The sequence below is a fragment of the Neisseria sp. HMSC31F04 genome (assembly GCF_001807735.1).
Lineage (GTDB): Bacteria > Pseudomonadota > Gammaproteobacteria > Burkholderiales > Neisseriaceae > Neisseria > Neisseria elongata.
In genome coordinates, this window is the sequence record NZ_KV790774.1 from 1 (window position 1) to 26,068 (window position 26,068).

Annotated in this window: 24 protein-coding genes and 1 pseudogene; 14 read left to right on the top strand and 11 right to left on the bottom strand. The window is 49.1% G+C overall.

The window, feature by feature from the left end; all coding sequences use genetic code 11:
- Nucleotides 1-209, top strand: a 209-nt coding sequence (locus tag HMPREF3107_RS12270) for a hypothetical protein (RefSeq protein ID WP_210391376.1), incomplete at its 5' end; no start/stop codon positions are given.
- Between the two features lie 84 nt (nucleotides 210-293).
- On the opposite strand, the gene aspS is transcribed toward HMPREF3107_RS12270, so the two are convergent.
- The 4 genes from aspS to rpsT form a co-directional block, all read right to left on the bottom strand.
- Nucleotides 294-2,102, bottom strand: a complete 1,809-nt coding sequence (gene aspS / locus HMPREF3107_RS02130) for an aspartate--tRNA ligase (RefSeq protein ID WP_070452845.1) — start codon at nucleotides 2,100-2,102, stop codon at nucleotides 294-296.
- 62 nt (nucleotides 2,103-2,164) lie between these two features.
- Complete coding sequence (locus HMPREF3107_RS02135) at nucleotides 2,165-2,863, bottom strand: DUF502 domain-containing protein (RefSeq protein WP_070452848.1); 699 nt, start codon at nucleotides 2,861-2,863, stop codon at nucleotides 2,165-2,167.
- A 106-nt stretch (nucleotides 2,864-2,969) separates the two neighbouring features.
- Nucleotides 2,970-4,106: a phospholipase A gene (locus tag HMPREF3107_RS02140; RefSeq protein ID WP_070452851.1), complete on the bottom strand. Its 1,137-nt coding sequence runs from the start codon at nucleotides 4,104-4,106 to the stop codon at nucleotides 2,970-2,972.
- A gap of 117 nt (nucleotides 4,107-4,223) precedes the next feature.
- Nucleotides 4,224-4,487, bottom strand: a complete 264-nt coding sequence (gene rpsT / locus HMPREF3107_RS02145) for a 30S ribosomal protein S20 (RefSeq protein WP_041961506.1) — start codon at nucleotides 4,485-4,487, stop codon at nucleotides 4,224-4,226.
- A 278-nt stretch (nucleotides 4,488-4,765) separates the two neighbouring features.
- Between rpsT and HMPREF3107_RS02150 the strand changes: the two genes are divergently transcribed.
- Complete coding sequence (locus tag HMPREF3107_RS02150) at nucleotides 4,766-5,908, top strand: extracellular solute-binding protein (protein ID WP_070452893.1); 1,143 nt, start codon at nucleotides 4,766-4,768, stop codon at nucleotides 5,906-5,908.
- A 69-nt stretch (nucleotides 5,909-5,977) separates the two neighbouring features.
- On the opposite strand, the gene HMPREF3107_RS02155 is transcribed toward HMPREF3107_RS02150, so the two are convergent.
- The 6 genes from HMPREF3107_RS02155 to pilM all read right to left on the bottom strand — a co-directional run bounded on the left by HMPREF3107_RS02155 (nucleotide 5,978) and on the right by pilM (nucleotide 13,736).
- A complete protein-coding gene (locus HMPREF3107_RS02155) occupies nucleotides 5,978-7,855 on the bottom strand; it encodes a monovalent cation:proton antiporter-2 (CPA2) family protein (RefSeq protein ID WP_070452855.1) in 1,878 nt (625 codons plus the stop codon).
- A gap of 807 nt (nucleotides 7,856-8,662) precedes the next feature.
- Nucleotides 8,663-10,798 (bottom strand): type IV pilus secretin PilQ, encoded by a 2,136-nt coding sequence (locus HMPREF3107_RS02160; RefSeq protein ID WP_070452857.1) that lies wholly within the window; start codon nucleotides 10,796-10,798, stop codon nucleotides 8,663-8,665.
- Nucleotides 10,799-10,829: 31 nt separating this feature from the next.
- Entirely contained in the window at nucleotides 10,830-11,336 is a 507-nt protein-coding gene (locus HMPREF3107_RS11285; RefSeq protein ID WP_083284587.1) for a pilus assembly protein PilP, read from the bottom strand.
- Nucleotides 11,337-11,354: 18 nt separating this feature from the next.
- Complete coding sequence (locus tag HMPREF3107_RS02165) at nucleotides 11,355-11,996, bottom strand: type IV pilus inner membrane component PilO (protein ID WP_246828568.1); 642 nt, start codon at nucleotides 11,994-11,996, stop codon at nucleotides 11,355-11,357.
- Nucleotides 11,983-12,642, bottom strand: coding sequence for a PilN domain-containing protein (locus tag HMPREF3107_RS02170; protein ID WP_070452860.1), 660 nt, complete (start codon nucleotides 12,640-12,642; stop codon nucleotides 11,983-11,985). The genes HMPREF3107_RS02165 and HMPREF3107_RS02170 overlap by 14 nt, the downstream gene beginning before the upstream one ends.
- Before the next feature lie 2 nt (nucleotides 12,643-12,644).
- Nucleotides 12,645-13,736 carry a type IV pilus assembly protein PilM gene (gene pilM, locus HMPREF3107_RS02175; protein ID WP_070452900.1) on the bottom strand — a complete coding sequence of 364 codons (1,092 nt, stop codon included), beginning with the start codon at nucleotides 13,734-13,736 and terminating at the stop codon, nucleotides 12,645-12,647.
- Between the two features lie 149 nt (nucleotides 13,737-13,885).
- Here pilM and HMPREF3107_RS02180 point away from each other — a divergent pair, with 149 nt between their 5' ends.
- From HMPREF3107_RS02180 to HMPREF3107_RS02225, 10 genes are all read left to right on the top strand, one after another.
- Nucleotides 13,886-16,294: a penicillin-binding protein 1A gene (locus HMPREF3107_RS02180; RefSeq protein WP_070452863.1), complete on the top strand. Its 2,409-nt coding sequence runs from the start codon at nucleotides 13,886-13,888 to the stop codon at nucleotides 16,292-16,294.
- Nucleotides 16,295-16,524: 230 nt separating this feature from the next.
- Nucleotides 16,525-17,388: an RNA polymerase sigma factor RpoH gene (rpoH, locus tag HMPREF3107_RS02185; RefSeq protein ID WP_070452866.1), complete on the top strand. Its 864-nt coding sequence runs from the start codon at nucleotides 16,525-16,527 to the stop codon at nucleotides 17,386-17,388.
- A gap of 167 nt (nucleotides 17,389-17,555) precedes the next feature.
- On the top strand, nucleotides 17,556-18,431 hold the full coding sequence (gene dapA / locus HMPREF3107_RS02190; protein WP_070452869.1) for a 4-hydroxy-tetrahydrodipicolinate synthase: 876 nt from the start codon (nucleotides 17,556-17,558) through the stop codon (nucleotides 18,429-18,431).
- Between the two features lie 17 nt (nucleotides 18,432-18,448).
- Nucleotides 18,449-19,570, top strand: a complete 1,122-nt coding sequence (gene bamC, locus HMPREF3107_RS02195) for an outer membrane protein assembly factor BamC (protein ID WP_070452872.1) — start codon at nucleotides 18,449-18,451, stop codon at nucleotides 19,568-19,570.
- A gap of 308 nt (nucleotides 19,571-19,878) precedes the next feature.
- Nucleotides 19,879-20,148, top strand: a complete 270-nt coding sequence (locus tag HMPREF3107_RS02200; RefSeq protein WP_070452875.1) for a hypothetical protein — start codon at nucleotides 19,879-19,881, stop codon at nucleotides 20,146-20,148.
- Nucleotides 20,149-20,375: 227 nt separating this feature from the next.
- Nucleotides 20,376-21,305 carry a LysR family transcriptional regulator gene (locus tag HMPREF3107_RS02205; RefSeq protein WP_070452903.1) on the top strand — a complete coding sequence of 310 codons (930 nt, stop codon included), beginning with the start codon at nucleotides 20,376-20,378 and terminating at the stop codon, nucleotides 21,303-21,305.
- A 62-nt stretch (nucleotides 21,306-21,367) separates the two neighbouring features.
- Nucleotides 21,368-22,294, top strand: a complete 927-nt coding sequence (era, locus tag HMPREF3107_RS02210; RefSeq protein ID WP_070452878.1) for a GTPase Era — start codon at nucleotides 21,368-21,370, stop codon at nucleotides 22,292-22,294.
- 177 nt (nucleotides 22,295-22,471) lie between these two features.
- Nucleotides 22,472-23,485: a PTS sugar transporter subunit IIC gene (locus tag HMPREF3107_RS02215; RefSeq protein WP_070452881.1), complete on the top strand. Its 1,014-nt coding sequence runs from the start codon at nucleotides 22,472-22,474 to the stop codon at nucleotides 23,483-23,485.
- Nucleotides 23,486-23,634: 149 nt separating this feature from the next.
- Nucleotides 23,635-24,213, top strand: a complete 579-nt coding sequence (locus HMPREF3107_RS02220) for a tRNA 5-(aminomethyl)-2-thiouridylate-methyltransferase MnmM (RefSeq protein ID WP_070452884.1) — start codon at nucleotides 23,635-23,637, stop codon at nucleotides 24,211-24,213.
- Nucleotides 24,214-24,229: 16 nt separating this feature from the next.
- Nucleotides 24,230-24,601, top strand: a complete 372-nt coding sequence (locus tag HMPREF3107_RS02225; RefSeq protein ID WP_049252816.1) for a SirB2 family protein — start codon at nucleotides 24,230-24,232, stop codon at nucleotides 24,599-24,601.
- Between the two features lie 100 nt (nucleotides 24,602-24,701).
- Here HMPREF3107_RS02225 and HMPREF3107_RS02230 read toward each other — a convergent pair whose 3' ends face one another.
- Nucleotides 24,702-25,079, bottom strand: a complete 378-nt coding sequence (locus HMPREF3107_RS02230; protein WP_070452887.1) for a hypothetical protein — start codon at nucleotides 25,077-25,079, stop codon at nucleotides 24,702-24,704.
- Between the two features lie 164 nt (nucleotides 25,080-25,243).
- Between HMPREF3107_RS02230 and gcvH the strand changes: the two genes are divergently transcribed.
- A complete protein-coding gene (gene gcvH / locus HMPREF3107_RS02235) occupies nucleotides 25,244-25,627 on the top strand; it encodes a glycine cleavage system protein GcvH (RefSeq protein WP_070452890.1) in 384 nt (127 codons plus the stop codon).
- A 324-nt stretch (nucleotides 25,628-25,951) separates the two neighbouring features.
- Nucleotides 25,952-26,068: pseudogene (locus HMPREF3107_RS12500) on the top strand (acetyl-CoA carboxylase biotin carboxyl carrier protein); the annotation flags it as partial.

Consider the following 26,068-nt stretch of genomic DNA (forward strand, 5'->3'; position numbering starts at 1 on the left):
GGGATTTTGGGGGGATTTTGCAAAGGTCTCTGCCTGTTCGAAAGGCTGTCATCCTAATCGGAGCGCAAACGGGCAATCAAGCAGGGAAACATGCTTTTACCAGCAGCCGACCTACCTTGCCGTGCCTTTACACGGCTTTTCACTCGGCGGCCATTCCGCAAAACGGCGTTGCCGTTTCCGCATCAACAGGACGCTTCCTTTTGATTTGAATTTTGATTTGAATTGGCTGAAAAATGGGAAAGGCCGTCTGAAAGCTGTTTTTCAGACGGCCTTTAACCGTTACAAGCGGAAAACTACGCTTCTTTATTTTCGGTCGCTTTCTGACGCAGGCGCAGACTCAATTCGCGCAACTGTTTGTCGTCCACCGCATTCGGTGCGTTGGTCAGCAGACATTGGGCGCGTTGGGTTTTCGGGAAGGCAATCACGTCGCGGATGGATTCTGCACCGGTCATCAACGTAACCAGACGGTCAAGGCCGAATGCCAAACCGCCGTGCGGAGGCGCGCCGAATTTCAGGTTGTCTAAGAGGAAGCCGAATTTTTCCTGTTGCTCTTCAGGGCTGATTTTCAGCGCGGCGAACACTTTTTCCTGTACGTCGGCACGGTGGATACGGATAGAACCGCCGCCGATTTCCCAGCCGTTCAATACCATATCGTAGGCGCGGGCCAGGCAGTTTTCAGGATCAGACGCCATCAGGTCTTCATGACCTGGTTTGGGCGAGGTGAACGGATGGTGCATGGCTGCCCAGCGGTCGCCGTCTTCGTCGTATTCGAACATCGGGAAATCGACAACCCACAAAGGTTTCCATTCGTCCACGAAGTAGCCGTTTTCCGCGCCGTGTTTCAAACCGACTTTGATACGCAGCGCGCCGATGGCTTCATTAACGACTTTGGCTTTGTCTGCGCCGAAGAAGATAATGTCGCCGTTTTGTGCGCCGGTACGCTCGATGATTTCTTTCAGGGCGTTTTCAGACAGGAATTTCACGATTGGAGATTGCAGGCCGCTGTCTTCGCCGTTGGAAAGGTTGCTGACATCGTTCACTTTGATATACGCCAAACCTTTCGCGCCGTAGATGCCGACAAATTTGGTGTATTCGTCGATTTCTTTGCGGCTGAATTTCGCGCCGTTCGGTACGCGCAGGGCAACCACGCGGCCGCCTTTCATGTCGGCTGCGCCACGGAAGACTTTGAATTCTTCGGTCTTCATCAGGTCGGTCAGCTCGGTGAATTTCAGGTTGATGCGCATATCGGGTTTGTCGGAGCCGTAGTAGAACATGGCTTCGGCGTAAGGCATACGCGGGAAATCGCCCAAGTCCACGCCCAACGCGTCTTGGAAGACTTGTTTTGCCATGCCTTCGGTGATGTCCATGATTTCATCCTCGTTCAAGAACGAGGTTTCCAAGTCGATTTGGGTGAATTCAGGCTGGCGGTCGGCACGCAAGTCTTCGTCGCGGAAGCACTTGGTGATTTGGTAGTAGCGGTCGAAACCTGCCACCATCAACAGTTGTTTGAACAATTGCGGCGATTGCGGCAGCGCGAAAAACTCGCCCGGATGAACGCGGCTCGGCACGAGGTAGTCGCGCGCGCCTTCAGGCGTGGAACGGGTCAGCATCGGAGTTTCGATGTCGATGAAGCCTTGCGCGTCCAGATAACGGCGAACGCCCATAGCGACTTGATAACGCAGGCGCAGGTTGCGCTGCATCACCGGACGGCGCAAATCGATAACGCGGTTGGTCAGGCGCACGTTTTCGCTGATATTTTCGTCGTCGATTTGGAACGGCGGCGTAGCAGCAGCGTTCAACACTTCGATTTCTTTGGCAAGGATTTCGATTTTGCCGGAAATCATTTTGTCGTTGGTCGTGCCTTCCGGACGGTTGCGCACGCGGCCGGTAATGCTCAAAACGTATTCGTTGCGGGCGGAATCGGCAGTGGCAAACGCTTCGGGCGTGTCGGGGTCAATCACGACTTGGACAATGCCTTCGCGGTCGCGCAGGTCGATAAAAATCACACCGCCGTGGTCGCGTCGGCGGTGTACCCAGCCTTTGACGGTTACGGTTTGGTCTAAGTATTGCTCGCTGATCAGGCCGCAATAGTTGGTACGCATAAAATCACCTTTTTATGATTGTTCAATTTAAAAAGAAAGAAAAGGCCGTCTGAAAAGACTCCTTAATTGTTTTGTTCCGTATCGCCGTTTTCAGACGGCCTGTATTCGGCAAAAGCTTTTGCCGGCACTTCGTCCGGCATCACCATGCCCAGCGAAATCACATATTTCAATGCGTCGTCCACGCTCATGTCGAGTTCGCGCACGTCGCTCTTTTTCACCATGATGTAATAGCCGCCGGTCGGGTTGGGCGTGGTCGGCACATAAACGGGAATATAGCCTTCCTGTGCCGGCAGGGCGGAGGCAACGCTTTCGGCCAAAGCACCGGATACGAATCCGATCGTCCAAATATCCGGCTGCGGAAAAGGAACCAAAACCGGCGTTTTAAACGAGCGGCTGTTGTCGGAAAATAAGGATTCGGATACTTTTTTTACGCTGGAATAGATGGATTTCACCACCGGGATACGCCCCAAAAGCGAATCCCACCCCTCCAAAATCTTGCGTCCCAGCATATTGGCGGCAAACACGCCGGTAATCAATAAGACGACTACGGCCACAAGGAATCCGGTTCCCGGCAGATGGAAGCCGAGGTAGCGTTCCGGCTGCCATTGCGCCGGAATCAATGCCGCCAACTGATCGGTCGCGGAAATAATATAACCGATTACCCACACGGTAACGGCAATCGGCGTCCATACCAGAACGCCGGTAATCAGGTATTTTTTCAGCGCTTTGCCAATACCGCCTTCTTGTTTTTTGTCTGCCATGCCTTTGTTCTATGTGGAGCAGGCTGCGCATTATACGCCGCCGTTTTGAAAGAAACGAATTTTTCAGACGGCCCCGGGTATCTTTGAAAGAGGCCGTCTGAAAGTTTTAAAAACCGTCCCAACCGTTGAACATCAAACCGAAACCGATACCGCTTTGTTTGTGGTTATAGTCAATCAGGCTCTCGCCGTAACCGTGAAAGCCGCGCACCACTCCCTGAAGTTTGCCCTTGATGGGGAAAGTGTAGGCCGCCTCCGCCGCGCCATAACCGCTTTTCGGGTTGTAGCGCAAGGTGGTCGAAAAATTATGTTTGTCGTTCAGGCGGTATTGCAGTTTGACGTCGCCATAACCCAAATATTTGGTTAAATCGGGGTTATCGTTATCTTCGCCTCTGCTGTCGAAAAGCCTCATCCAAACGCGCGGGATAACCGTCAGCTTGCCCCACTCCATACCGGCCATCGCGTAAACTTTATTCCAAGAACGCGACTCCGGCCTGCTTTGCCCGTTTGACTGATGGGCAAAACCCACACCCAACATACGGAGCCTGCCGCCCCATGGCAGCTGGGCCTTCACGGGCTGGGTAATGAAGATTTCAGGCTCGTAATCCGTATTGCGGAACGGCGCGGAACGGCGGCCTTGGTTATAAATCTGCCAATCGGATTTCTGGGTATAGCCAAACCATAAGTCGGCACGGCTTTTAAACAAATCTTCGGCAATTTTGCTCTTGAAAGAAACCTGCATTTTGGTTTCTATCCGTTTTTGATTCGAAAACCGTTCCTTCAAAGCTGCGCCCCGCGTTGGCGAGGACGGCGCATAATTCGGGCTGCTGTTGTACCATACGGGCATGAGGTACATAGGGTTGTGTTCCCGTACGGTTAAAATACCGTGCGGATCGTTGGCATCCAAATCATACATCTGACTCAAAGGCGTATAGGCGGCTGCCGCATCGGCTAATTCTTGAGACGGCTCCGCCTGCCCTTCCGGCGTATCAAACACCAACGTCGCCTCTTTATTCCCTACACTCTGACGAACGCTTTGCACAACGTCGAGCTGAGGTTTGCCGTCAGCTTCATGCTCTGAAAGCGGCTGCTCCGGCGGCAATTGTGCGGCAAAAACCTTATCGTAACAGGCCAACCTTAAGGCATTGTCTTGCAATAACGTACATTGCAACGCGGCATCGTTGGCAACTGCGGCTGCCGGCAACGCAGCTGCAACAGCAAAAAGCAAAAAACGGTATTTATACATTCATCCACTCTGTTTCATGCAGAATTGTCCGGTGCCGCCCCCAATTACGCCACCATAAAAAACAACCCCCGCCAACCGCAAGGCGGCCGTCTCGGGGGCGTTGGTCGGCAAAGGCTGTTATGCCATTGCTTTAATTTTGGCAGACAGACGGCTTTTGTGTCGTGCTGCTTTATTTTTGTGGAATACGCCTTTGTCGGCAATGCGATCCAACACTTTTACCGCGTCGCGGAATACGGATTGTGCTGCGGCTTTATCGCCTGCTTCAACAGCTTTCAAAACTTTTTTTACGGCAGTGCGGAACGCAGTACGCAAACTGGCGTTATGCGCGCGGTTTTTCACTGCCTGACGTGCACGCTTGCGGGCTTGTGCGCTATTGGCCATATCGGATATCTCCTGAATGAATTGAATTTCGTAAACTCGGCATTTTAATAACTAAACTGCCCAGATGCAAGGTTTTTATCGTAAAGGCTTTTTCAGACGGCCTCCTTTGTGTACGGTTGGACGCAAAACCGGCAAACCCCTCACAGGAAGTTATGTTTAATATTTTGATTTTTTGTAAAAATAACATTACAATCCCCTCATCCTGCCGAACCGAATCAGTGCATACTGAAATAAACGGCAGGAAGCTTTTTTATCAACACCAAGGAATGATAGCCATCATGAAAAAAACTTTATTGACTGCAATGATTGCACTGGCTCTTGCCGCCTGCGGCGGAAAATCCGAACAGGCCGCCGATTCACAAAACAACGGTCAAACGCCTGCAACTGCTGCCAATAGCAGCGCTACCGACGCGCTGAATATCTACAACTGGTCGAATTATGTGGATGAAGACACCGTAGACGAATTCAAGCAAGCCAACAACTTGAAACTGGTTTACGACTTATACGAAAACAACGAAACGCTGGAAGCCAAAGTGCTGACAGGGAAGTCGGGCTACGACTTGGTGGTTCCCGGCATCGCCTTCCTTCCGCGCCAAATTCAGGCCGGTGCCTATCAAAAAATCAATAAAGACCTAATCCCGAATTACAAAGACATCAATCCCAAATTGCTGGAGATGTTGGCAACTGCCGACCCCGGCAACGAATATGCCGTCCCCTATTTTTCCGGCGTCAACACCGTGGCGATTACAGCCAAAGGCAAAGAGGCTTTGGGCGGCCAGTTACCTGAAAACGGCTGGGATTTGCTATTCAAACCCGAATACACGTCCAAACTAAAAGGCTGCGGCATCGCCATGTGGGATACGCCGAGCGAAGTCTTCCCCATCATCCTGAACTATCTGGGCAAGGATCCGGCAGGTAAAAATCCCGCCGATATTGAAGCCGCGGCGGAAGTGTTGAAAAAAGTGCGCCCAGACATCAAACGTTTCAGCCCGTCATTGATTGACGAACTGGCGCGAGGCGACGTCTGCTTGGCTGTCGGCAACGGCGGCGACCTGAATATGGCGAAGAAACGTTCGGAAGAAGTCGGCAGCAAAGTCGGCATCGAAGTTTTGACACCGAAAGGCATGGGTTTCTGGATTGAATCTTGGCTGATTCCTGCCGATGCCAAAAACGTGGCTAATGCACACAAATATATCAATTACACACTGCAACCCGAAGTCGCCGCCCGAAACGGTAATTTCGTTACCTTTGCTCCTGCAAGCCTGCCTGCCAAAAAACTGATGGATCCGAAGCTGGTTGAAGTCCGTTCGATTTTCCCGAACGATCAGGATATGGCCGATGGCTTTGTGATGCCTCAAATGAGCAATGAAGCGAAAAAACAAACCGTCGATTTGTGGCAAAAAATTAAATCAGGCAACTGATTTCTCTGAAAAAAAGGCCGTCTGAAAACTTTCAGACGGCCTTTTATTATTTTATGGCTGGCATACAGTTTAATTCTTTTTACTATACGCCCAATCGGCAGCCTCGTTCTGCCAATCCACGGTTCCTCCGCGTAACAGCGTTTGCATCATTTCCGCAGTTTCTTCATCAAGTTGCTTTGATTTTTCCATCAATGCTTCATTGGCAAACGGCGGCACTTCTGGGTCATACAGTTCTGATAAGGCAAATAAGTGATATCGGTCTCGGGCCGCGTAAAACTCACTCAAATCCTTAGCCTGCGCCAACGGTACGCCCAAGCTTTCCAAAGCAATCCGTCCGCTGCGAATCGCACCGTCAAAAGTTTCCCTGACGATAAAATCCGCTCCTGCATGATGCAGGTTGTAAGCATGTTGTTGCCCATGCGCCCTGGCAATAATGGTCAGCGTAGGATAATGCCGGCGAACGAACTTCACCACTTCTGTTGACTGGTCGTCATCCCCGATAGCAACAATCAATAATTTGGCCTTACCCAAGCCGATGGAGTTCAATAATTCCGGGCTGGTCGCATCGCCGTAGTAAATTTTACAGCCATATTTACTCAAACCTTCCACGGTTTCGGCATGAAAATCAATGACTGTGGTATGAAAGCCGCATCCTGTCAGCATACTGTTGATTTGCCGTCCAAATCGCCCATGCCCCAACAAAATAATCGGATTTTCCTCATGTATTTCGTCGTTCGGACGACTCTCGTTTTCTTTGGCTATACCTCGCGGAGCAATCACCTTATCGTACAGGATAAACAATACCGGCGTCAGCAGCATGGATAATGCGACCACAAGGGAAATACGGTCAGCCAGTGCTTGTGGCAATACACGATTCTGCTGGGAAATAGACAGAAGCACAAAGCCAAACTCTCCAGCCTGAGCCAAACTCAAAGCAAACAATTTACCTGCTGTAGAAGGCAATCGGAACAGTTTGCCCAATATAAGCAACACGACTATCTTTACCACCATAGTGGCAACAGTTAAACCCAGAATCAGTAAAAACTCCCGGCCTAACAAGCCGAAATTCATACCCGCGCCAACCGTAATAAAAAACAAGCCAAGCAACAAGCCTTTGAACGGCTCCAAATGGCTTTCCATTTCATGTCGGTATGAGCTGTTTGCCAATGCCACACCTGCAATAAAAGCACCCAGTGCAGGAGACAAACCGATCAACGACATCAAAGTTGCAATTCCGACCACCACAGCCAAAGTAAATAATGTAAACATCTCCCTCAGGCGGCTCTTGCTGATAAAGCGGAAAGTAATTGGAACAAGATAGCGCACACCGACGACAATGACAGCAATTGCCGCCACGCTGACCAAAGCGATTACCCAGCCCGGCTGGTCAGCCAAAAGATTGGTTTGCACATCACTATGATCCGATTTGACGACAGCCGTACCCAACAAGGGTAGTAACGCCAACATAGGAATAGCTGCAACATCCTGAAACAGCAATACGGCAAAACCGGCCTGTCCGCCCGGAGTCGGCAGCAAATTCTTCTCACTAAATGTCTGCAGCACAATGGCTGTGGATGACAATGCCAAGATACAGCCGACGGCCACACCTGTCTGCCAAGTTTGCCCCAGCAACATGGCCAAGCCGGCAATGGCAGCCAAAGTCAATCCGACTTGCAGCCCACCTAAACCCAATAGTTTATGCCGCAAACGCCACAGCATCTGTGGTGCCAATTCCAAACCAACCAAAAACAGCATCATTACCACACCGAATTCCGCAACGTGCTGTATGGATTGTGCTTCTTTCCCCACCAGCCCCAATACAGGCCCGATTAAAATCCCGGCTGCCAAATAACCCAACACCGAACCCAAGCCCAATTTTTGCGAAACCAAAACGGCAGCTACGGCAAAAGCCATATAAATAAAAGTGAAAAGTAAGATTTCCGTCATATTTTTATTCTCGTATTTTCAAACACTTTTCAGACGGCCCCTCCTTATCAGGTAAGGCCGTCTGAAAAAACATTCCAAGCGCCACAGATAACTTATTATTTTAACCTACTCAAGCCATAAGTAAGCATGACTTGTTTAAAATAATACGAAAGACCGTCTGAAAAAATTAAAGAGTTTTTCAGACGGTCTTAAATATAAGGAGTCCCAAATTGATTTACACAACATATTGAGAACAAAGCCACTCAGATTGCAAAAGTGTACCTTCTTTCAAATTCTTAAGAAGAAAATTGCCATGTCCCCCTTTTATCAGGGTGCAGATAATCCATTCCGCTTTTATCTTTAGTTGCAGGACGCGCAATAGGAGTAAACCTTTAATCAACATTGTTCTGCATACAACAGGTAAAACAAATGGCCGACATTACCATGCTATTTCATGCTGTTATCCGAATAGGCAAATTTAGTAATATAAATAGAATACTCTATGACATCTCACAAAAGAAATTTGACACACAGACTGTCATGCAGCCAAGCAAGACGGTCACATACAATCCACAAGAAAATTTATTAAGAGTGACTAACAAACCAACGAATCTGTTCTGTTCATAGTAACTTAAATGGCTTTTTACATAAGGATAATCTTAATTCAAAGGTGGATATCCCAGTTCATCTAGAACAAATCCTAATTTAATATCCTCTTGTAACACTAATAGATAGCCGTACCATTTTCTACATATTAGTCCAAATTCAAAAAATAGCCTAAAGCCTGTTATACAGGCTTTAGGCTATTCAGAATTTATTAGTAACAGATCAATATCTCAAATTGCTACCAATATTATCAACAATACGAGGAGTAATGAAAATCAAGAGTTCAGTTTTCTTATCAGATCTAGTTTTCGACTTAAACAAGTTTCCAACAACCGGAATATCGCCTAATAATGGAACTTTACTTACGCCTTCTGAGTTTTCCTCTTGATAAATACCACCTAAAATTAGCGTTCCACCGTCTTCTACCATAACATTGGTATTTAAACGCTGAGTATTTATACAAGGTTCGGTAGCCCTACAATCTGAATTTACTGAATCTTTATTGATCTTAATATCCATAATTATCTGGCCATCAGGAGTAATATTAGGCGTTACAGTCATACCCAATACTGCTTTCTTAAATGACGTAGATGTAGCACCACTTGAAGAGGCTTCTTGATATGGAACTTCAGTACCCGCTTCAATTATCGCTTCTTTGCGGTCCTGTGTTAAAACACGAGGAGTTGAAACTATTTTCAACTTATTCTGCGCCTGTTGTGCAGACAGCTCTAACCCCAGGGCACCAGAAGATAACGCATGAACCAAAGCAATACTTGACGTAGCAGCAGCTATAGGTAAATTCACATTAGGGTCAACAGTCCATGCTGGCAATGCTGGAATATCTTGGGATGGATTTCTACTCCAATTTGCAAGAGTTCTTTGCTTATCTACATAACTATTACGGTTAGCACCAGCATTAGCCCAGTTACTCCCCCAACTATTTTTACCATTTGAACCTGCATATCCGAATTTAACACCCAATTGACGTGAGAAGCCGTCTTCCGCCTCCACAATTCTAGCCTCAACCATCACCTGCCGTGCGGGAACATCTAATTCTGCAATTAATTTTTCAAATTTTTGCAGTATAAAAGTATTATCAGTAATAACTAAAGTATTGGTAGCTGGATCAATTAATGCACTACCCCGACTACTCAAAATTGTTTTACTTCCATTACCACTACTAGAAGAATCATCTAATTTCAGTATCTTACGGAATTCCTCTACATTTTTATATTTTAATTGGAAGGTTCTAGAATACAAAGGACCTAACTCATCAATTTCCCTCTGTTGAGTCAAAATTGCTTTATCTTTAGCTAACAATTCATCTCTAGGTGCAACATTAATTACATTACCTGTTTTTCGCATATCCAAATTGCGAGCTTGCATTACTAAATCTAACGCTTGATCCCAAGGAACATCTTTAAGAGTCAATGTCATTTTTCCTGTAACACTATCGCTAGCTACAATATTCATACCTGACTCTTTAGCCAGAATTTGCAACACTGTACGGACATCAACATCTTGAAAATCCAAGGAAACTTTATTACCCTTAAATGATTTATTTTGATTAGAAGGGAGACCTGAACCTTCAACTGATGATTTCTGAGTTATTTCAATAACAAGGCGATCATTCATTGTTTTAATGCTATGAGCCCATGCGCCTTGATTTTTGATAACCACCTGAGTGTCATTACCAATTCTCTTTAGAATAACATTTCGAACAGGTGTACTAAAATCAGTCACATCCAAATTACGCTGAGCTTGAACAGGGAGCGGATAATTTTTTAATGTAATTGTTAAACTACCATTATTCTGTTTAATATCAGGTTTACCCTGATATTTTCTAGTCATGATCTCAACAATACCATTTGATCTTCCTGACTTTCTAAAATCAACCGTAACTGCAGCAACTTCAGAACTTGCAGTTTTACTATTTACCATTTGAGCACTGGGTGTCGTATGACTCGAAGACACCGCTTCATTAATATAAATCCAAACTTCTTTACCTTTAACCTCTGCTTTATACTGTCCTAATCTGTTTAGACCCAACAATACACGAGCATTATTTCTATTTTTTACTGCTGTAACCTGGTTTAATAATGAATCTGCATACTCAAATGTAGATTGTGGCAATGTGACTCCAGTAGATGGAAAATCTAAAGCAACACGAGAAGAAGGTTCATTTACCATCGAATTTGATGGCAAAACTGTATCTTTATCAAATTTAACTTTAACAATCTTCTGATTATTTGGCAATGTAGAAACATTAATATCAGTAATATTGCCCGCAAAGACAGATTGCACAGCCAATGTCATTCCTAAAATTGGAAAAATTTTAACAGCCACTAATTTTTTCATAATATTAACCCCTTAAATCCTAATTTTTTACCTATTCTGAACCATTTAATATTAATTCAGATTGGCGAAAAGTCCAATTACCATAAGCATCCTCAACCAATTCTGTTATATCTATTGCATCAGCCCTTATATTTGTGATTCGCCCATAGTTTTGACCGATATAATTACCTTTCCCTACAGTATAAACATGACCATCTACCTCAACAAAGGCTGATATTTTACCTTTTTGATTAAATGAGCCAACATATTTAATACTGTCTAATCCAAAAGCCTCTAACACCTCTTTTGGTCTATTCAAATCTGGAGCATTAACACCATTTTGATTAGTACTCAACCTTTTACTATTAAACGCATCTAATGTTGGTTGCATAGGAGGAGTATAAGTCAACTGAGGTGCCCCTTGAGGAATATCTACAGGAGTAAACTTTCCCTCAGCCTTTTTTTTTGTTGCGTCAACCCATTCGCGAAGATCGCCTGGCTCCGCATCACACGCTGACAACAGTAACAAACTTGACAACAAACAAAGTTTTTTTATCATTTCAATTCCCCATTAATCTTACTGAGCAGCAGAGGCAGAAGCAGCCTCATTCCGCTTCCGCTCTGCTTCTAGATCTGCAGCAGGACGAGCTTTATATGTATTTGCGATAGCGTCGAGAGTGATTAAACCAGTTTTATCATCTTTCTTTATATTTAGCTGACTTAAGGTAATTATTCGCGATAACTCTCCTATATCTCGTGCAAATTTAGCTACTTGGTCATATTGACCACTAATTGAAAGATTATATGGAAGACGCTGAATTGCACCGTCATTTATTGGCTCCAGTGGGGATAATCCACTTAATTGCAAACCATTCTTCGAAGCTGCTTGATGCAACTCCTGAATTAAATTTGGTATTTCTTTATCTGTTGGAAGTTGTTTCAATAATTGATCAAATGAAGCTCGAAGTGCCTCCAACTCTAATTTTAAGTTATTCAAATTAGCAGCTTGTATACTTTTCTGTCGAAAAGTTTCTTTTAAACTAACCTCTTTTTCTTTAGCAACATCCAGTTCAGCCAACTGCTCCTTAAAAAAGAATAAATATCCTAACCCTAATATTATGATAATTAACAAACAAGCTAATCCATATTTTAATGGGTCATTTAGTTCATGTAGATTCTTAAAATCCAAATCTTTACTCGCCATTTTATCTTCCCCCATTCGATGCATTTTGTTCAGCTGGTGCCACTACTGATGCACCAGATGCAAACTCTTTTGATACAGCATCAGCTTCTACTCCAGACCCAACACTAAGCACTTTATTATTTAGGGATATTAAGTCTGCCTTAACAACAAATTCCTGACCATTATCTGTCTTTTTGATTCCTAAAAGCTCAGGCTGTCCAAATACCATAGTAGAAGGCAAGGATTTCATAAACATTGCAATTCGGTTATCACTAGAAGCCTTACCTTTTATTTCATAACTTTTCTCATTAGCTGAAGATACTGAAAGTAGAAAAGCCCCTTCTGGTATAAGCTGATTTAACGTGTCTATTATATGTGCACCTTCGAAACGTTTACCTTGTAGCTCTTCCACTTTCTGTTTTTTCGCAAGAAAATCTTCCTTTTCTGCTTTCAAACTAGCTATCTCCGCTATTGCTGTATCTAGCGTTTTAATTTCACCTTCTAAAAAGGCATTTCTACTTTCTTGAGTAGAAATGGCTTGATTGATGCCCATAAAAGCTACTACTGATAAACCAACCCCAACAAGCCCTGAAGCAACCATCACAGCATTAAATTTTTGCTTTTTCTTTTGGTTTAACTCTTCCCGATACGGCAAGAGATTAATTTTGATCAAGTCCATCATTTTTACAACCCCCTTAAAGCCAGACCGAATGCAACTGTTAAACCAGATCCGTCTTGATGCAATTCGGATGCATCCACTTGCTTACCATACTGTAAACAACTAATTGGATTAATACATTCGGCAGCAGTGTTTGTTTGGGAAAAAATAACCTCTGTTAATCCAATTTGGGCAGATACTGCACCGGTCAAGAAAATATGTTTGATATTCGAGAATTGCTCCCCAGATTGCGTAGTATAGTAAAATTGCAAAACTCGCTGAATTTCTTGAGCTACTTGGACATTAAATCTATCAGAAATTTGAATCTGATAATCTGCAGGCCTATCCCCTCCTTTTTGCATTACTTGCGCTTGTTCTTCACTAACTTGATAAGTTCTTTGAATCAATTGATTTAACTGCTCCCCCCCCAATGGCGATTCTTGTCTATATAGTATTTGACCATCTTGCATAACAAGAGAATACATTTCACTTTCTGAAATGTTAACAACAACAACTTTCTCCCCTTGCAACTCGGGAGATTGATCATTCAACCAATAATTAAAGGCATTTGCCTGAGCGAAAATATCAACATCCAAAAATTTTGGGGTCAAATTAGCACTATCAAACGCCTCCAATCTAGGCTCAATATCTTCCTTTCGCGAAGCAACTAGCAAGAGCTTATTTTGAGAAGAGTTACCACTCAGTATCTGATAATCATAATTGACTTCTTCCAAAGGCACTAACTGGGCAATCTCAAATTCTGCAAAATCCTCTACATCCATCTCCGTATCTTTTGCACTATACGAAACTGTCTCAATAGTTGTGAGTGTTTGAGGCATTGCAACAACGATATTGCGATTATTGGTATTTAATTGGGTATACGCATGTTGCAAATATAAGACTAGCTGATCGTAATCCAGTATTCGATTTCCTTTTATGATGTTTTTAGGCAAACGAACTACGGAGTACTTTTCCAACTGAACTTGATTTAAATTACGACCAGACAGATAAACCATTTTAATGGCATTCTGAGTAACATCTATACCGACTGCACCTCGCGCAGAAAAGCCTGACGAAGCTTTACCTTTTGTATTTTTTCCATTTTTTGTTAAACGCATAACTAATTTCCCTGCCATGTAATATTGGTTACAATATCGGCTTCCGTAAGCGGTTGATACGAATGTGCAGTAATTGATTTACTGCCCTGTCTAAACGTTAAACCCATTTTACTTTATTTAATGCCTTCTTGGGTAAATATTACTTAGTCATGATTAAAAAATTTCTCACCACGCTATTCGGTTTGCTTGTCGGACTGATTCTCTTCGCTATCGGCCTATTGGCGATTGCTGTCTTGATTACCTACCCGAAATTACCTGCCTTAGATGCAGTTCAAAACTACCAACCTAAAATGCCGCTAACCATTTACTCTGCCGATGGAAAATTAATTGGCTCTTATGGTGAGGAACGGCGGGCATTTACCGAAATCAAAGAGTTTCCTCAAGTATTAAAAGATGCTGTGATTGCTGCAGAAGACAAACGCTTTTATCAGCATTGGGGAGTAGATGTATTTGGTGTAGGCCGTGCAATGGTGGGGAATCTACGCTCAGGCGGAGTTCGTTCCGGTGCCAGTACAATTACACAGCAGGTCGCCCGTAACTTTTACCTGACCAACGAACAAACTTTCACACGAAAATTTAACGAAGCTTTACTTGCTTACAAAATAGAACAATCTTTAACTAAAGATCAGATTTTAGAACTTTACTTCAACCAAATTTATTTGGGGCAGCGTGCATATGGCTTTGCTGCCGCATCACAGGTTTATTTCAATAAACCTGTGCAAGAACTAAATTTAGCAGAGGCCTCAATGTTGGCAGGTTTACCCAAATTCCCCTCTGCTGCCAACCCACTAGTCAACCCGAAACGGGCGAAACAACGCCAAGAATACATACTCAATAATATGGTTGAGCTCGGTATGATTACTCCTACTGAAAAAAATGCGGCTTTTAATCAAGAGCTGCATTACGAACGACATGTTCAAGATATCGACCAAACTTCGTTGTATGTCGCGGAAATGGCACGTCAGGAACTCTACGAGAAATATGGAGAAGATGCCTACACGCAAGGCTTTAAAGTGTATACAACGGTAGATACCGAAAGCCAACGCATTGCCACCAATGCATTACGCAAAACTTTACGCGGCTTTGATCGGGGCAGCGCTTATCGTGGTGCCGAGGGATATTTGGAACTAGGCAAAGACAGTGATGAAGATCTTGAAGAAATAGTCGGCAAATACCTATCTACCATGCATGCCGTTGACGGGCTGGAACCTGCCGTTATTATTGAAGCATCAAAAAACACCGGTATTGTCGCTCAAATCACAACAGGCGACCGCGTTCGTTTAACCCCCGCTCAAATGGGAAGTGCGCGCAATGCCATCCTCAATGCAAAACTCGAAGAAGCACAACTTCGTCCGGGTGCGGTTATCCGCCTGCAAAGGATCAAAGGCGGCGGATGGCGTATCGCCCAAGAACCTGCCTTACAGGGCGCATTAGTTGCCTTGGATGTACACACCGGCGCGGTAAAAGCTTTAGTTGGCGGTTATAACTTCCACAGCAAAAATTTCAACCGAGCTACCCAAGCCATGCGTCAGCCGGGTTCTTCATTTAAACCTTTTGTATATTCGGCAGCACTGGCAAAAGGCATGACAGCTGCAACTTTAATAAATGACGAACCGCTTTCCATTCCCGGAGCAGGACGGGGAGGTCGGCCTTGGACACCGAAAAATTCAGACGGCCGTTATGATGGTCCGATTACACTGCGCCATGCGTTGACCAAATCCAAAAATATGGTTTCCATCCGTATCTTGATGGCCAATGGTGTGGACTATACACAGCAATATATCCAAAAATTTGGCTTCAAACCGTCCAACCATCCTGCCAACCTTTCAATGGCACTTGGAGCGGGATCAAGCACTCCTTTACAAATGGCTGAAGCCTATGCTGTTTTTGCGAACGGCGGCTACAAAGTTTCTGCGTATGTCATCGACAAAATCTATGATTCGCAAGACCGCCTCAAAGCCCAAATGCAACCGCTTGTCGCCGGGGAGAACGCACCGCAGGTTATCGACCCGCGCAATGCCTACATCATGTATAAAATCATGCAGGATGTCGTCAAATACGGTACTGCTCGAGGCGCATTGTCTCTGGGCCGCTCGGACATTGCTGGCAAAACCGGCACGACCAATGACAACAAAGACGCATGGTTTGTCGGTTTCAACCCAGACATCGTAACCGCCGTCTTCATCGGCTTCGACAAACCGCGCAGTATGGGTCGTGCTGGCTATGGCGGCACTATCGCCCTGCCTGTTTGGGTGGAATATATGCGTCACGCATTGAAAGGCAAAGAAAGTAAAGGCATGAAGGTGCCGACCGGCTTGGTACTGCGTGGAGGAGAATATTTCTACAAAGAACGTCAAACTACCGACCCGTCGATTAGAATTGACAACACCAGCAGCCGCCCCGCCAATGAAAACACTGATACAGGTTCACTAACCCAAACAGATCAAGACAATGGTGAACAAGAGCTGAAACCCATCAACAGGGTAACGGAAGAAACCGAAGTCAAACCAATCAACCGAAAACCCACGGCCGATAACGATTTGAACGATTTATTCTGATGCACCCCAACGGCAACGTCTCCCAAACGTTGCCGTTTCTTTATCTGCAAACACCATCATCCCACACCCTTCATTAAAAATAAAATATATTAAAATCATATATATATGAACCAAATAGGCCGTCTGAAAACCATTTTAACCACGACTCGCGTTTCTTAGCGGAAAAATAGCGTACACTACGCCGCTTTACACACTGGCCAAAAGCCCCGCATCCACAAGGAAACCGATTAATGACCACCGGTCAAATCACCACACTCCCCGTCCCCAGCGGACACGGCAGCCTGGATCAATATATCCACACAGTAAACAGCATCCCGTTGCTCACCCCGGAAGAAGAACACAATCTGGCCGAACGCAAAATGGGAGGCGACGTAGAGGCCGCCAAACAACTGATCCTTTCGCACCTCCGCGTCGTTGTATCCATCGCCCGCGGCTACGACGGCTACGGCCTTAACCAAGCCGACCTGATCCAGGAAGGCAATATCGGCCTGATGAAAGCCGTCAAACGCTACGAACCCGATCGCGGCGCACGGCTGTTTTCTTTTGCCGTTCACTGGATTAAGGCCGAAATTCACGAATTCATCCTGCGCAACTGGCGTTTGGTACGCGTCGCCACCACCAAACCGCAACGCAAACTGTTCTTCAACCTGCGCAGCATGCGCAAATCCCTGTCCGCACTTTCACCGAAAGAGGCGCAGGCCATTGCCGACGACTTAGGAGTCAAACTCTCCGAAGTTTTGGAAATGGAACAACGCATGACAGGCAAAGATGTCGCCTTGCTGGCAGACAACAGTGACGATGACGACAACTTTGCCCCCATAGACTGGCTGGCAGACCACGACAACGAGCCGACGCGCCAAATCGAACGCAAAGCCCACTACACCCTGCAAACCGAAGGCCTGCAAAACGCACTGGCCAAACTCGACGACCGCAGCCGCCGCATCGTCGAGACACGCTGGCTGCAGGACGACGGCGGGCTGACACTGCACGAACTGGCTGCCGAATACGGCGTTTCCGCCGAACGCATCCGCCAAATAGAAGCCAAAGCCATGCAAAAACTGCGTACCTTTTTGGCAGAAGAAACAGAACAGTAACACCCTGCACCCCGCATGCAGGCCGTCTGAAAACAAATATACCGCCACCAATACGGCCCATCGTCCCGCATCAGACATAAAATCCCTTTCAGACGGCCTTTTGCCTATCCGGCAAAAGTTAGGCTAAAATCGGCGTGTTTTTTCCAACCCACTACAAAGGTTTTATTATGCTGACAGGCAGCTTGGTTGCATTGATTACCCCCATGCACGAAGACGGCAGCGTCAATTTCCAACAACTCGAAACACTGATTGACTGGCACATTGCCAACGGCACCGACGGCATCGTCGCCGTCGGCACTACGGGAGAATCCGCCACCCTTTCCGTAGCAGAACACACCGCCGTTATCGAAGCAGTAGTCAAACATACCGCCAAACGCGTTCCCGTCATTGCCGGTACGGGGGGCAACAGCACTGCCGAAGCAGTCGCCCTTTCGCAAGCCGCCAAAAAAGCGGGTGCGGACTACACCCTGTCAGTCGTCCCCTACTACAACAAACCGTCCCAAGAAGGCATTTACCGCCATTTCAAAACCATTGCCGAATCGGTCGATATCCCGATGATTATCTACAACGTGCCCGGACGTACCGTGGTAGACATGAGCAACGAAACCATCCTGCGCCTAGCCGAAATTCCCAACATCGTCGGCGTTAAAGAAGCGAGCGGCGCCATCGGCCGAGAAATCGACTTAATCAACCATGTTCCGGAAGGCTTTGCCGTTTATTCCGGCGACGACCCCACAGGCATCGCCTTCATGCTGTGCGGCGGCCATGGCGTGATTACCGTGGCAGCCAACGTTGCCCCCAAACTCTTCTCCGACATGTGCCGTGCCGCCCTAAACGGAGAAATCCCACGCGCACGCGAACTGAACAAACAACTCACCCCGATTTACGATGTTATGTTCTGCGAACCCAGTCCTGCCGCCCCAAAATGGGCTGCAGAACAACTCGGCGTCTGCGCCGCACACGTCCGGCTGCCCATCATCCCCCTCACCGAAGGCGGGCAAGCCAAAGTACGTGCCGCACTGGCCGCAGCCAAACTGATTTAATCCCACACGGAGTCCGTATGAATCCAATCAAACCCGCCATTTTGGCTCTTTCCCTCCTCAGCCTGGCCGCATGTTCGGGCAGTAAAAAAGAACAACCCAAACTCGACTATCAATCGCAAAACCGCAAAGTCGTGAACCTCGAAGTCCCACCCGACCTGACCAACCCCGGGCAAAACAGCCTTTACCAACTGCCTGCCGGCAGCGGCGCCGTCCGCGCCAGCGACGTCAACCGCAACCGCGCAATCAACCAACATGCAGGCGGCCAGACCGTCCTCGCAGGCGTGAGCGGTGTCAAAATGGAACGGGACGGCAGCCAACGTTGGCTGACCGTATCCGGCAAAAAACCCGCCGAACTGTGGCCGCTGCTGAAAACCTTCTGGCAGGAAAGCGGCTTTACCATTGCAAGCGAAGAACCCGCCATCGGCCAAATGGAAACCGACTGGGCTGAAAACCGAGCCAAACTCTCCGGCGGCGGCCTCCGCAGCCTGCTCGAAAAAATCGGCTTGGGCGGCGTTTACTCCACCAGCGAGCGCGACAAATTCATCATCCGCATCGAACAAGCCAAAAACGGCGGCACAGACATCTTCTTCGCCCACAAAGGCATGAGCGAAACCTATACCGACCGCAGCGAAGAACGCACCATGTGGCAGCCGCGTCCGAACGATCCGAACCTGGAAGCCGCCTTTTTGGCACGCTTCATGCAATACCTGGGCGCGGACGAAAAACAAATCCAGTCCGAACTCGGCGACACTGCCGCCGCCAAACAGACTTCCAACCTGGCCAAACTGGAAAACGGCAGCCTGCTGCTCTCCGGCGACTACTCGCGTAACTGGCGGCGCACCGCACTGGCACTCGACCGGATCGGCCTGACCGTTATCGGCCAAAATACCGAGAAACACGCCTTCCTCGTGCAGCCTGCACAAGCCGAAGGTGCCGCAGTCCGAGAGAAGAAACCCGGACTCGTCGGCCGACTGTTCGGCAAAAAAGCCGCCGCACCGACCCAGCAGCCCGAATTAGTTGCCTTCCTCGAACCGGTCAAAGAAGGTGCAAGACTGCGCATCCTCAACAGGGACGGCAGCCTCTATACCGGCCCGGAAAGCAAAGAATGGCTGAACCGCCTGCATACCGAGCTGCGCTAAGGAAAGCTAAAAACCATCGGATACAGGCGTAAAACCCGCCATTCGCGGAAACCGCGATAGATATCCGCAAACGGCATAAGGCCGTCTGAAAACCAACATCGCGTTTTCAGACGGCCTTCCTCCATTGGAACAACCGTCCAAACACCACAACCGCAAAAACACCGCTATCCGCATCCGCAACCGTATTTTTGCAAATCGGAACAAAATTACCCGTTATATAAAAACACGTTAAATCCTTGCCCCACACAAAAAATTACTTTACCCTGCACTGGCCTGGACACCTCAGGCGCATTTTAGGAAACATAACCATGAACAAAAAAATCGCAGTTCTGCTGGCCCTTGCCGCCGCAGTTGCCGCACCCGCCGCCATGGCGAAAGACATCAAAATACAGGAAAACTCCGCCGGCCTGTCCGAACAACTGACCGAAAACCTGGCCGCTACCGCCGTTTCCATGGGCGTAAAAGAACCCCTATCCATCAGGAAATCCGCCGACGGCGTAACCATCTCCGGCAGCAGCAGCACACGGTGCAACATCAAACTGAACAACGGCAAAATCGCCGGCGTCAGCTGCAAATAAGCCGCACAAACCCAACAGGCCGTCTGAAACCACTTTCAGACGGCCTGTTTGTTTTACCCCCCAAAAACAACACTTCTGCGCACCCTGCCGCAACGCTTTCAGACGGCCTGCACACCATCCTGACAAAATTTAACTTTTCCTTCTCTTTGCCCCGCGTTTATGTTAAAACCGCAGCCGAAAAGAACAACCGCGTCATGACAGACCCGACACCCGCAAAAGAGAAAAACATGGAACTGAACCAACTCAAAGCCTTCGTTACCGTGGCGCACCAGGGCAACCTGACCCAGGCTTCCGAACGGCTGTTTTTATCCCAACCCGCCGTTTCGGCACAAATCAAAGCCATCGAAAACGAACTGGGCACACCACTGTTTGTCCGCAACAGCAACGGCATGAGCCTGACCCGCGCAGGCGAAATCTTCCTGCCCGAGGCCGAATCCCTGCTGCAACACAAACACCGGCTGGAACACTTTGCCAAAACGCTGGCCGCCAACCACACAGAAGAAATCCGCCTCGGCCTGATTCACCCCGTGGACTCGGCCAAAGTGACCCGCCTCACCGCCCTCGTCAGCCGGCGCGAACCGAAAACCCGTCTGCACATCCAATACGGCATGAGCGGCGAAATCGCGGACAGGATTCAGGAGCACAAACTGCACGGCGGCTTTTTCCTCGGCACCTCCAAACAAATGGGCATCCGCAGCATTTTCTTGGAAAATATCCATTATTCGCTGATTTGCCCCAAAGCCGAACGCGACGCCATCCGCCAAGGCATACCCCAAAGCCTGGAAAACCACATTTGGATCGAAATGTCTGGCGCGGCGAGCAGCAACCGACACCTGCAACAATTCTGGCGTGCCAACCGCCTCGCGCCGAAACGCCAAATCCTGTGCGACTACCCGCAGACCATCATCGACCTCGTGGCCGACGGCCTGGGCATCGCCATGGTGCCGGAAAGCAAAGCGGCGGCGGCAATCAATGCGGGCAGGCCCGTCGCCGTCATCGAAGAATACCGCCAAACCCTGCCGCTGCACTTCATCCATGCCGACGAATACGCGCAAAACCCCGGCCTGCAACTGTTAAAGCAATGTATCGAAACAGTATGGCAAATGCCGGACAACGGATACGCCGGGCCGTCTGAAAGCGAAACCGAAACGGAGTGAAAACACCCTTCCCCAATACCGCCCGCTTTCAGACGGCCTCATACTTGCAAAAAGGAAAACCAATGACCTACACCGACACCCCCTGTCCCGAATACCCCGTCCCAAACGGCTACCGCTGCGGCTTCATCGCCATCGTCGGCCGTCCCAACGTCGGCAAATCCACCCTGATGAACCACCTCATCGGGCAAAAAATCAGCATCACCAGCAAAAAAGCACAAACCACGCGCCACAAAGTAACCGGCATCTACACCGACGACACCGCCCAATTCGTCTTCGTCGATACCCCCGGCTTCCAAACCGACCACCGCAACGCGCTGAACGACCGCCTCAACCAAAACGTTACCGAAGCCTTAACAGGCGTAGATGCCGTTGTCTTCGTCGTCGAAGCCATGCGCCTCACCGAAGCCGACCGCACCGTCATCAAACAACTGCCCAAACACACCCCCGTGATTCTGGCGGTCAATAAAATCGACAAAGACAAAGCAAAAGACAAATACGCCCTGCAAGCCTTTATCGACGACGTACGGCGCGAATTCGACTTTGCCGCCGCCGAAGCCGTCAGCGCGAAACACGGGCTGCGCATCGCCAACCTGCTCGAGCTGCTCAAAACCTACCTGCCCGAGAGCGTCCCCATGTATCCCGAAGACATGGTTACGGACAAATCCAGCCGCTTCCTCGCCATGGAAATCGTGCGCGAAAAACTGTTCCGCTATCTGGGCGAAGAACTGCCTTATGCCATGAACGTGGAAGTCGAACAGTTCAAAGAAGAAAACAGCATCCAACACATCTACATCGCCGTTTTGGTGGACAAAGAAAACCAAAAACCCATCGTTATCGGCAAAGGCGGCGAAAAACTGAAAAAAATCTCCACCGAAGCCCGCCTCGACATGGAAAAACTGTTCGACTGCAAAGTATTTTTACAAGTTTGGGTCAAAGTGAAATCGGGCTGGGCGGACGACATCCGCTTCTTAAACGAACTGGGCATGTAAGCCGTCTGAAAATCTTGGCGGCAAACCGGAGCATACCGGCCTTAACCAACCCGCCATCCCTTACTTTTTTCAGACGGCCTCCCCCATCAAGAGGCCGTCTGAAAACATATCAGGCATACCCGTCGCATTCAAATGCGGCACAGACAACCGCCGCACACATCACACAGGAGAAAAAACATGGCATTCTGTACCTTCCTTGCCTCGCGCAACATCGAATTCAGCCTGCGCCGCTACGGCATAGACGCGCTGAACTTTATGGCTCTGGGGCTGTTCTCGTCGCTGATTATCGGCCTGATTTTAAAAACCGTCGGCGGCTGGCTGGACTGGCCTTGGCTGATAGAAATTGGCAAACAGGCGCAGGGGGCGATGGGCGCGGCCATAGGCGTGGGTGTGGCCTACGCGCTGAAAGCCCCGCCGCTGGTGTTGTTTGCCAGCGTTGCCACAGGCACGGCGGGTGCGGCTTTGGGCGGACCGGTCGGCTGCTTTATCGCCGCCGCCGTCGGGGCGGAGTTCGGCAAGCTGGTTTATAAATCCACGCCCGTGGATATCGTCGCCACGCCTGCCGCCACGCTGATTGCGGGTTTGGCCGCCGCCCAATTCGTCGGCCCCGCGATTCAGACGGCCATGACCGAAATCGGCGCGCTGATTATGTGGGCGGTGGATTTGCAGCCGTTTTTGATGGGTATTTTGGTGTCGGTCATCATGGGTATTTTGCTGACGCTGCCTGTTTCCAGCGCGGCGGTGGCGATTGCCTTGTCGCTCAACGGCTTGGCGGCAGGCGCGGCCACAGTCGGCTGCTGCGCCCAAATGGTCGGCTTCGCGGTCATGAGTTTCCGCGACAACCGCTGGTCGGGGCTGTTGAGCCAGGGCTTGGGCACCAGTATGCTGCAAATGCCTAATATCGTGAAGAATCCGAAAGTCTGGCTGCCACCGATTATCGCCTCCGCCATTTTAGGCCCGCTGGCAACGCTGGTCTTCCAAATGCAGAATATCCCCTCGGGCGCGGGCATGGGCACGAGCGGGCTGGTCGGCCAGGTCGGCACGTTGGACGCGATGGGCGGCGCGCCTTCGGTGTGGCTGGCCATCGGCCTGCTGCATTTCGTGCTGCCCGCGCTTTTGACTTGGCTGATTGCCATCCCCATGCGCCGCATCGGTTGGATTAAAGACGGCGACTTGAAGTTGGACGCATAACCACAAAATAAAAACCGCCCGCCATGGCGGCTTTCCTTCCACATGGTTGGCAACCGCCCCACTTCACTTTATACTGCCCGCGCTTTTGACTCGGCTGGCCGCCGCACCGGCCGGACAAACAGCGGAAATCTGCAACCGGAAAACCGAATATGCCCCTGCTGCCCGCCCTCGCCTTTGCCCGTCAACTCATCGAAGGCCGTCTGAAAAACGGCGGCCGCGCCTTGGACGGCACAGCCGGAAACGGCCGCGACACCCTGTTTTTAGCGCAACTTGCGGGCGGAAACGGAAAAGTTTGGGCGTTCGACATCCAGGCGCAAGCCCTATCCAACACCGCCGGACTGTTGCGCGAAAACGGCGTTGAAGGACAAGTGGAACTGATTGCCGCCAGCCATGCCGATTTGGCCGATTACGTCCGCGAACCGCTGGATGCCGCCATGTTCAACTTCGGCTACCTGCCCGGCGGCGACAAAACCGTTACCACAAAAGCCGACAGCAGCGTGCGCGCCATGCAGGCCGCCGCCGTGCTGCTGGCCGAAGGCGGGCTGCTGACCGCCGTCGTTTACAGCGGCCACCCGGCCGGACGCGCCGAAGCCGCCGCCATCGAACAATGGGCGGCCGCCCTGCCGCAGGAACAATATCAAGCCCTGCACTACCGCTTTACCAACCAGCGCAACCATCCGCCGCAACTGCTGGCCATAGAAAAACGTATCCGAAAACCGAACCGATAGATAAGGAAAACCGACCATGATTTACATCTGGGCAAAAAAAGGCCACTTGTTTTTTGTCGCCATGACCGTTTTATTGTTCAACCTGCGCTACTGGATGCTGTTTGCCAAACCCGAAAAACCCCTGCCGGGCGTATTGAAAGTGCTGCCGCACCTCAACGACACCACACTACTGTTCACCGGCCTGTGGATTATGACCATCGCCCACTGGACGCCCTTCGGCAACGCCAACTGGCTGGGCGTGAAACTGCTTTTAGTGGTTGCCTACGTCCTCGTCGGCATGAAGGCACTGAAATCCAAGCCCCGCAGCACGCAAGCCTGGCTGTTTTACCTGCTGTCGATGGGCATCGTCGGCACCATTTACTGGCTGGCGACATACAAACCGTTCTAAAAAACAGCAAAAGGCCGTCTGAAAACCAAGCAAACAGGTTTTCAGACGGCCTTCTTTCATTTTCAAGCCAAGCACAAACGGCAGACGACCCAAATCCCGACTACCGATTGGCCGTACCGCCGTCGAAACGGACGGAACTGCCGCTAAAGCGTCCCGGATTGCCGCCTCGGCCTTCTTCGCGATAATAACCGCGCGGCGGCGGATAATTCCGATAAACGCGCGGCGGCGGTGCATACCCCCGGTCGTCCTCATCCCCAATCCGCACCGACACACCGTTCCTGCCGCCTTCATAATAAAAATACGAACGCGGTGGAGGCGGAGGCGGCGGATAAAGGTCGTCATACGTGTAAATATAAATATCCCGCTGCTGCGGACGCTCCGTCGTTACCACCCCGTGTTCAAAAGCACGTGAAATGTCCTGTTGCGCCCACCCGCTTGCCGACACCAGCAACAGGGCGGATAAAATCAACCTTTTCATCACAGCCTCCTGCAAAACGGCGGATTGCCGTATACCGAATTATGCCGCAGTACAAAGTTAAACGGCACTATCAAACGTAAAACCACCGTATATTCCAAAAGTACCGCAAGCCTGCTATGCTTCCGCCCCCGAACAAACCCTTACCCGATCAAAGAGGACAAACCATGAGCAATATCCCCGCCGAACTCAAATATGCCGACAGCCACGAATGGCTGCGCAAAGAAGAAGACGGCACAATGACCGTCGGCATCACCTTCCACGCCCAAGAACTGCTGGGCGACATCGTCTTTGTCGAACTGCCCGAAATCGGCACCAAACTGGCGGCAAAAGACCAAGTCGGCGTAGTCGAATCGGTCAAAGCCGCCTCCGATATTTACGCCCCGCTCGCCGGAGAAATCACCGCCGTCAACGAAAACCTCGCCTCGGCACCCGAAACGGCCAACAGCGACCCGTACGGCCAAGGCTGGTTCTTCAAAATCAAACCCGACAACCCCGCCGACTACGACGCCCTGCTCGGCGCGGAACAATATGCCGCGATTGCCGGATAACCCCCATATCCAGTCTTCATGAGGCCGTCTGAAAACATCTTTCAGACGGCCTTTCCATACCCGCCGTTTATCCGCCCGCATAACCGCTTAAAAACATTTCAGAATCCGCCCGCCTTCCGACCAAACTGCCTGTTTAACCGCAAAAAGCGTATTTTTCTCACATTTTGCTGGACTTTTAACGCCATCTTAGTAAAAATACGCGTTTGTTTCCGGCCTGCGGAACCATCCCGTTCCGCCATCGGGCAAACCGCCCGGACCGCGCCGCCACATACCTTACGCAGCCGCCGTCAAACGCGGATGTACAACCTTTGCAAGGAAACCGAAATGGACTTACGCAAACTGAAAAAGCTGATTGATTTGGTTGAAGAATCCGGCATTGCCGAAATCGAAGTAACCGAAGGCGAGGAAAAAGTTCGCATCACCCGCTCCACCGTGGCGCAA

What these genes read in the sequence shown, in the direction of transcription:
- aspS (WP_070452845.1), bottom strand. Translation starts at nt 2,102, where the DNA reads ATGCGTACCAACTATTGCGGCCTGATCAGCGAGCAATACTTAGACCAA.
- HMPREF3107_RS02135 (WP_070452848.1), bottom strand. Translation starts at nt 2,863, where the DNA reads ATGGCAGACAAAAAACAAGAAGGCGGTATTGGCAAAGCGCTGAAAAAA.
- HMPREF3107_RS02140 (WP_070452851.1), bottom strand. Translation starts at nt 4,106, where the DNA reads ATGTATAAATACCGTTTTTTGCTTTTTGCTGTTGCAGCTGCGTTGCCG.
- rpsT (WP_041961506.1), bottom strand. Translation starts at nt 4,487, where the DNA reads ATGGCCAATAGCGCACAAGCCCGCAAGCGTGCACGTCAGGCAGTGAAA.
- HMPREF3107_RS02150 (WP_070452893.1), top strand. Translation starts at nt 4,766, where the DNA reads ATGAAAAAAACTTTATTGACTGCAATGATTGCACTGGCTCTTGCCGCC.
- HMPREF3107_RS02155 (WP_070452855.1), bottom strand. Translation starts at nt 7,855, where the DNA reads ATGACGGAAATCTTACTTTTCACTTTTATTTATATGGCTTTTGCCGTA.
- HMPREF3107_RS02160 (WP_070452857.1), bottom strand. Translation starts at nt 10,798, where the DNA reads ATGAAAAAATTAGTGGCTGTTAAAATTTTTCCAATTTTAGGAATGACA.
- HMPREF3107_RS11285 (WP_083284587.1), bottom strand. Translation starts at nt 11,336, where the DNA reads ATGATAAAAAAACTTTGTTTGTTGTCAAGTTTGTTACTGTTGTCAGCG.
- HMPREF3107_RS02165 (WP_246828568.1), bottom strand. Translation starts at nt 11,996, where the DNA reads ATGGGGGAAGATAAAATGGCGAGTAAAGATTTGGATTTTAAGAATCTA.
- HMPREF3107_RS02170 (WP_070452860.1), bottom strand. Translation starts at nt 12,642, where the DNA reads ATGATGGACTTGATCAAAATTAATCTCTTGCCGTATCGGGAAGAGTTA.
- pilM (WP_070452900.1), bottom strand. Translation starts at nt 13,736, where the DNA reads ATGCGTTTAACAAAAAATGGAAAAAATACAAAAGGTAAAGCTTCGTCA.
- HMPREF3107_RS02180 (WP_070452863.1), top strand. Translation starts at nt 13,886, where the DNA reads ATGATTAAAAAATTTCTCACCACGCTATTCGGTTTGCTTGTCGGACTG.
- rpoH (WP_070452866.1), top strand. Translation starts at nt 16,525, where the DNA reads ATGACCACCGGTCAAATCACCACACTCCCCGTCCCCAGCGGACACGGC.
- dapA (WP_070452869.1), top strand. Translation starts at nt 17,556, where the DNA reads ATGCTGACAGGCAGCTTGGTTGCATTGATTACCCCCATGCACGAAGAC.
- bamC (WP_070452872.1), top strand. Translation starts at nt 18,449, where the DNA reads ATGAATCCAATCAAACCCGCCATTTTGGCTCTTTCCCTCCTCAGCCTG.
- HMPREF3107_RS02200 (WP_070452875.1), top strand. Translation starts at nt 19,879, where the DNA reads ATGAACAAAAAAATCGCAGTTCTGCTGGCCCTTGCCGCCGCAGTTGCC.
- HMPREF3107_RS02205 (WP_070452903.1), top strand. Translation starts at nt 20,376, where the DNA reads ATGGAACTGAACCAACTCAAAGCCTTCGTTACCGTGGCGCACCAGGGC.
- era (WP_070452878.1), top strand. Translation starts at nt 21,368, where the DNA reads ATGACCTACACCGACACCCCCTGTCCCGAATACCCCGTCCCAAACGGC.
- HMPREF3107_RS02215 (WP_070452881.1), top strand. Translation starts at nt 22,472, where the DNA reads ATGGCATTCTGTACCTTCCTTGCCTCGCGCAACATCGAATTCAGCCTG.
- HMPREF3107_RS02220 (WP_070452884.1), top strand. Translation starts at nt 23,635, where the DNA reads ATGCCCCTGCTGCCCGCCCTCGCCTTTGCCCGTCAACTCATCGAAGGC.
- HMPREF3107_RS02225 (WP_049252816.1), top strand. Translation starts at nt 24,230, where the DNA reads ATGATTTACATCTGGGCAAAAAAAGGCCACTTGTTTTTTGTCGCCATG.
- HMPREF3107_RS02230 (WP_070452887.1), bottom strand. Translation starts at nt 25,079, where the DNA reads ATGAAAAGGTTGATTTTATCCGCCCTGTTGCTGGTGTCGGCAAGCGGG.
- gcvH (WP_070452890.1), top strand. Translation starts at nt 25,244, where the DNA reads ATGAGCAATATCCCCGCCGAACTCAAATATGCCGACAGCCACGAATGG.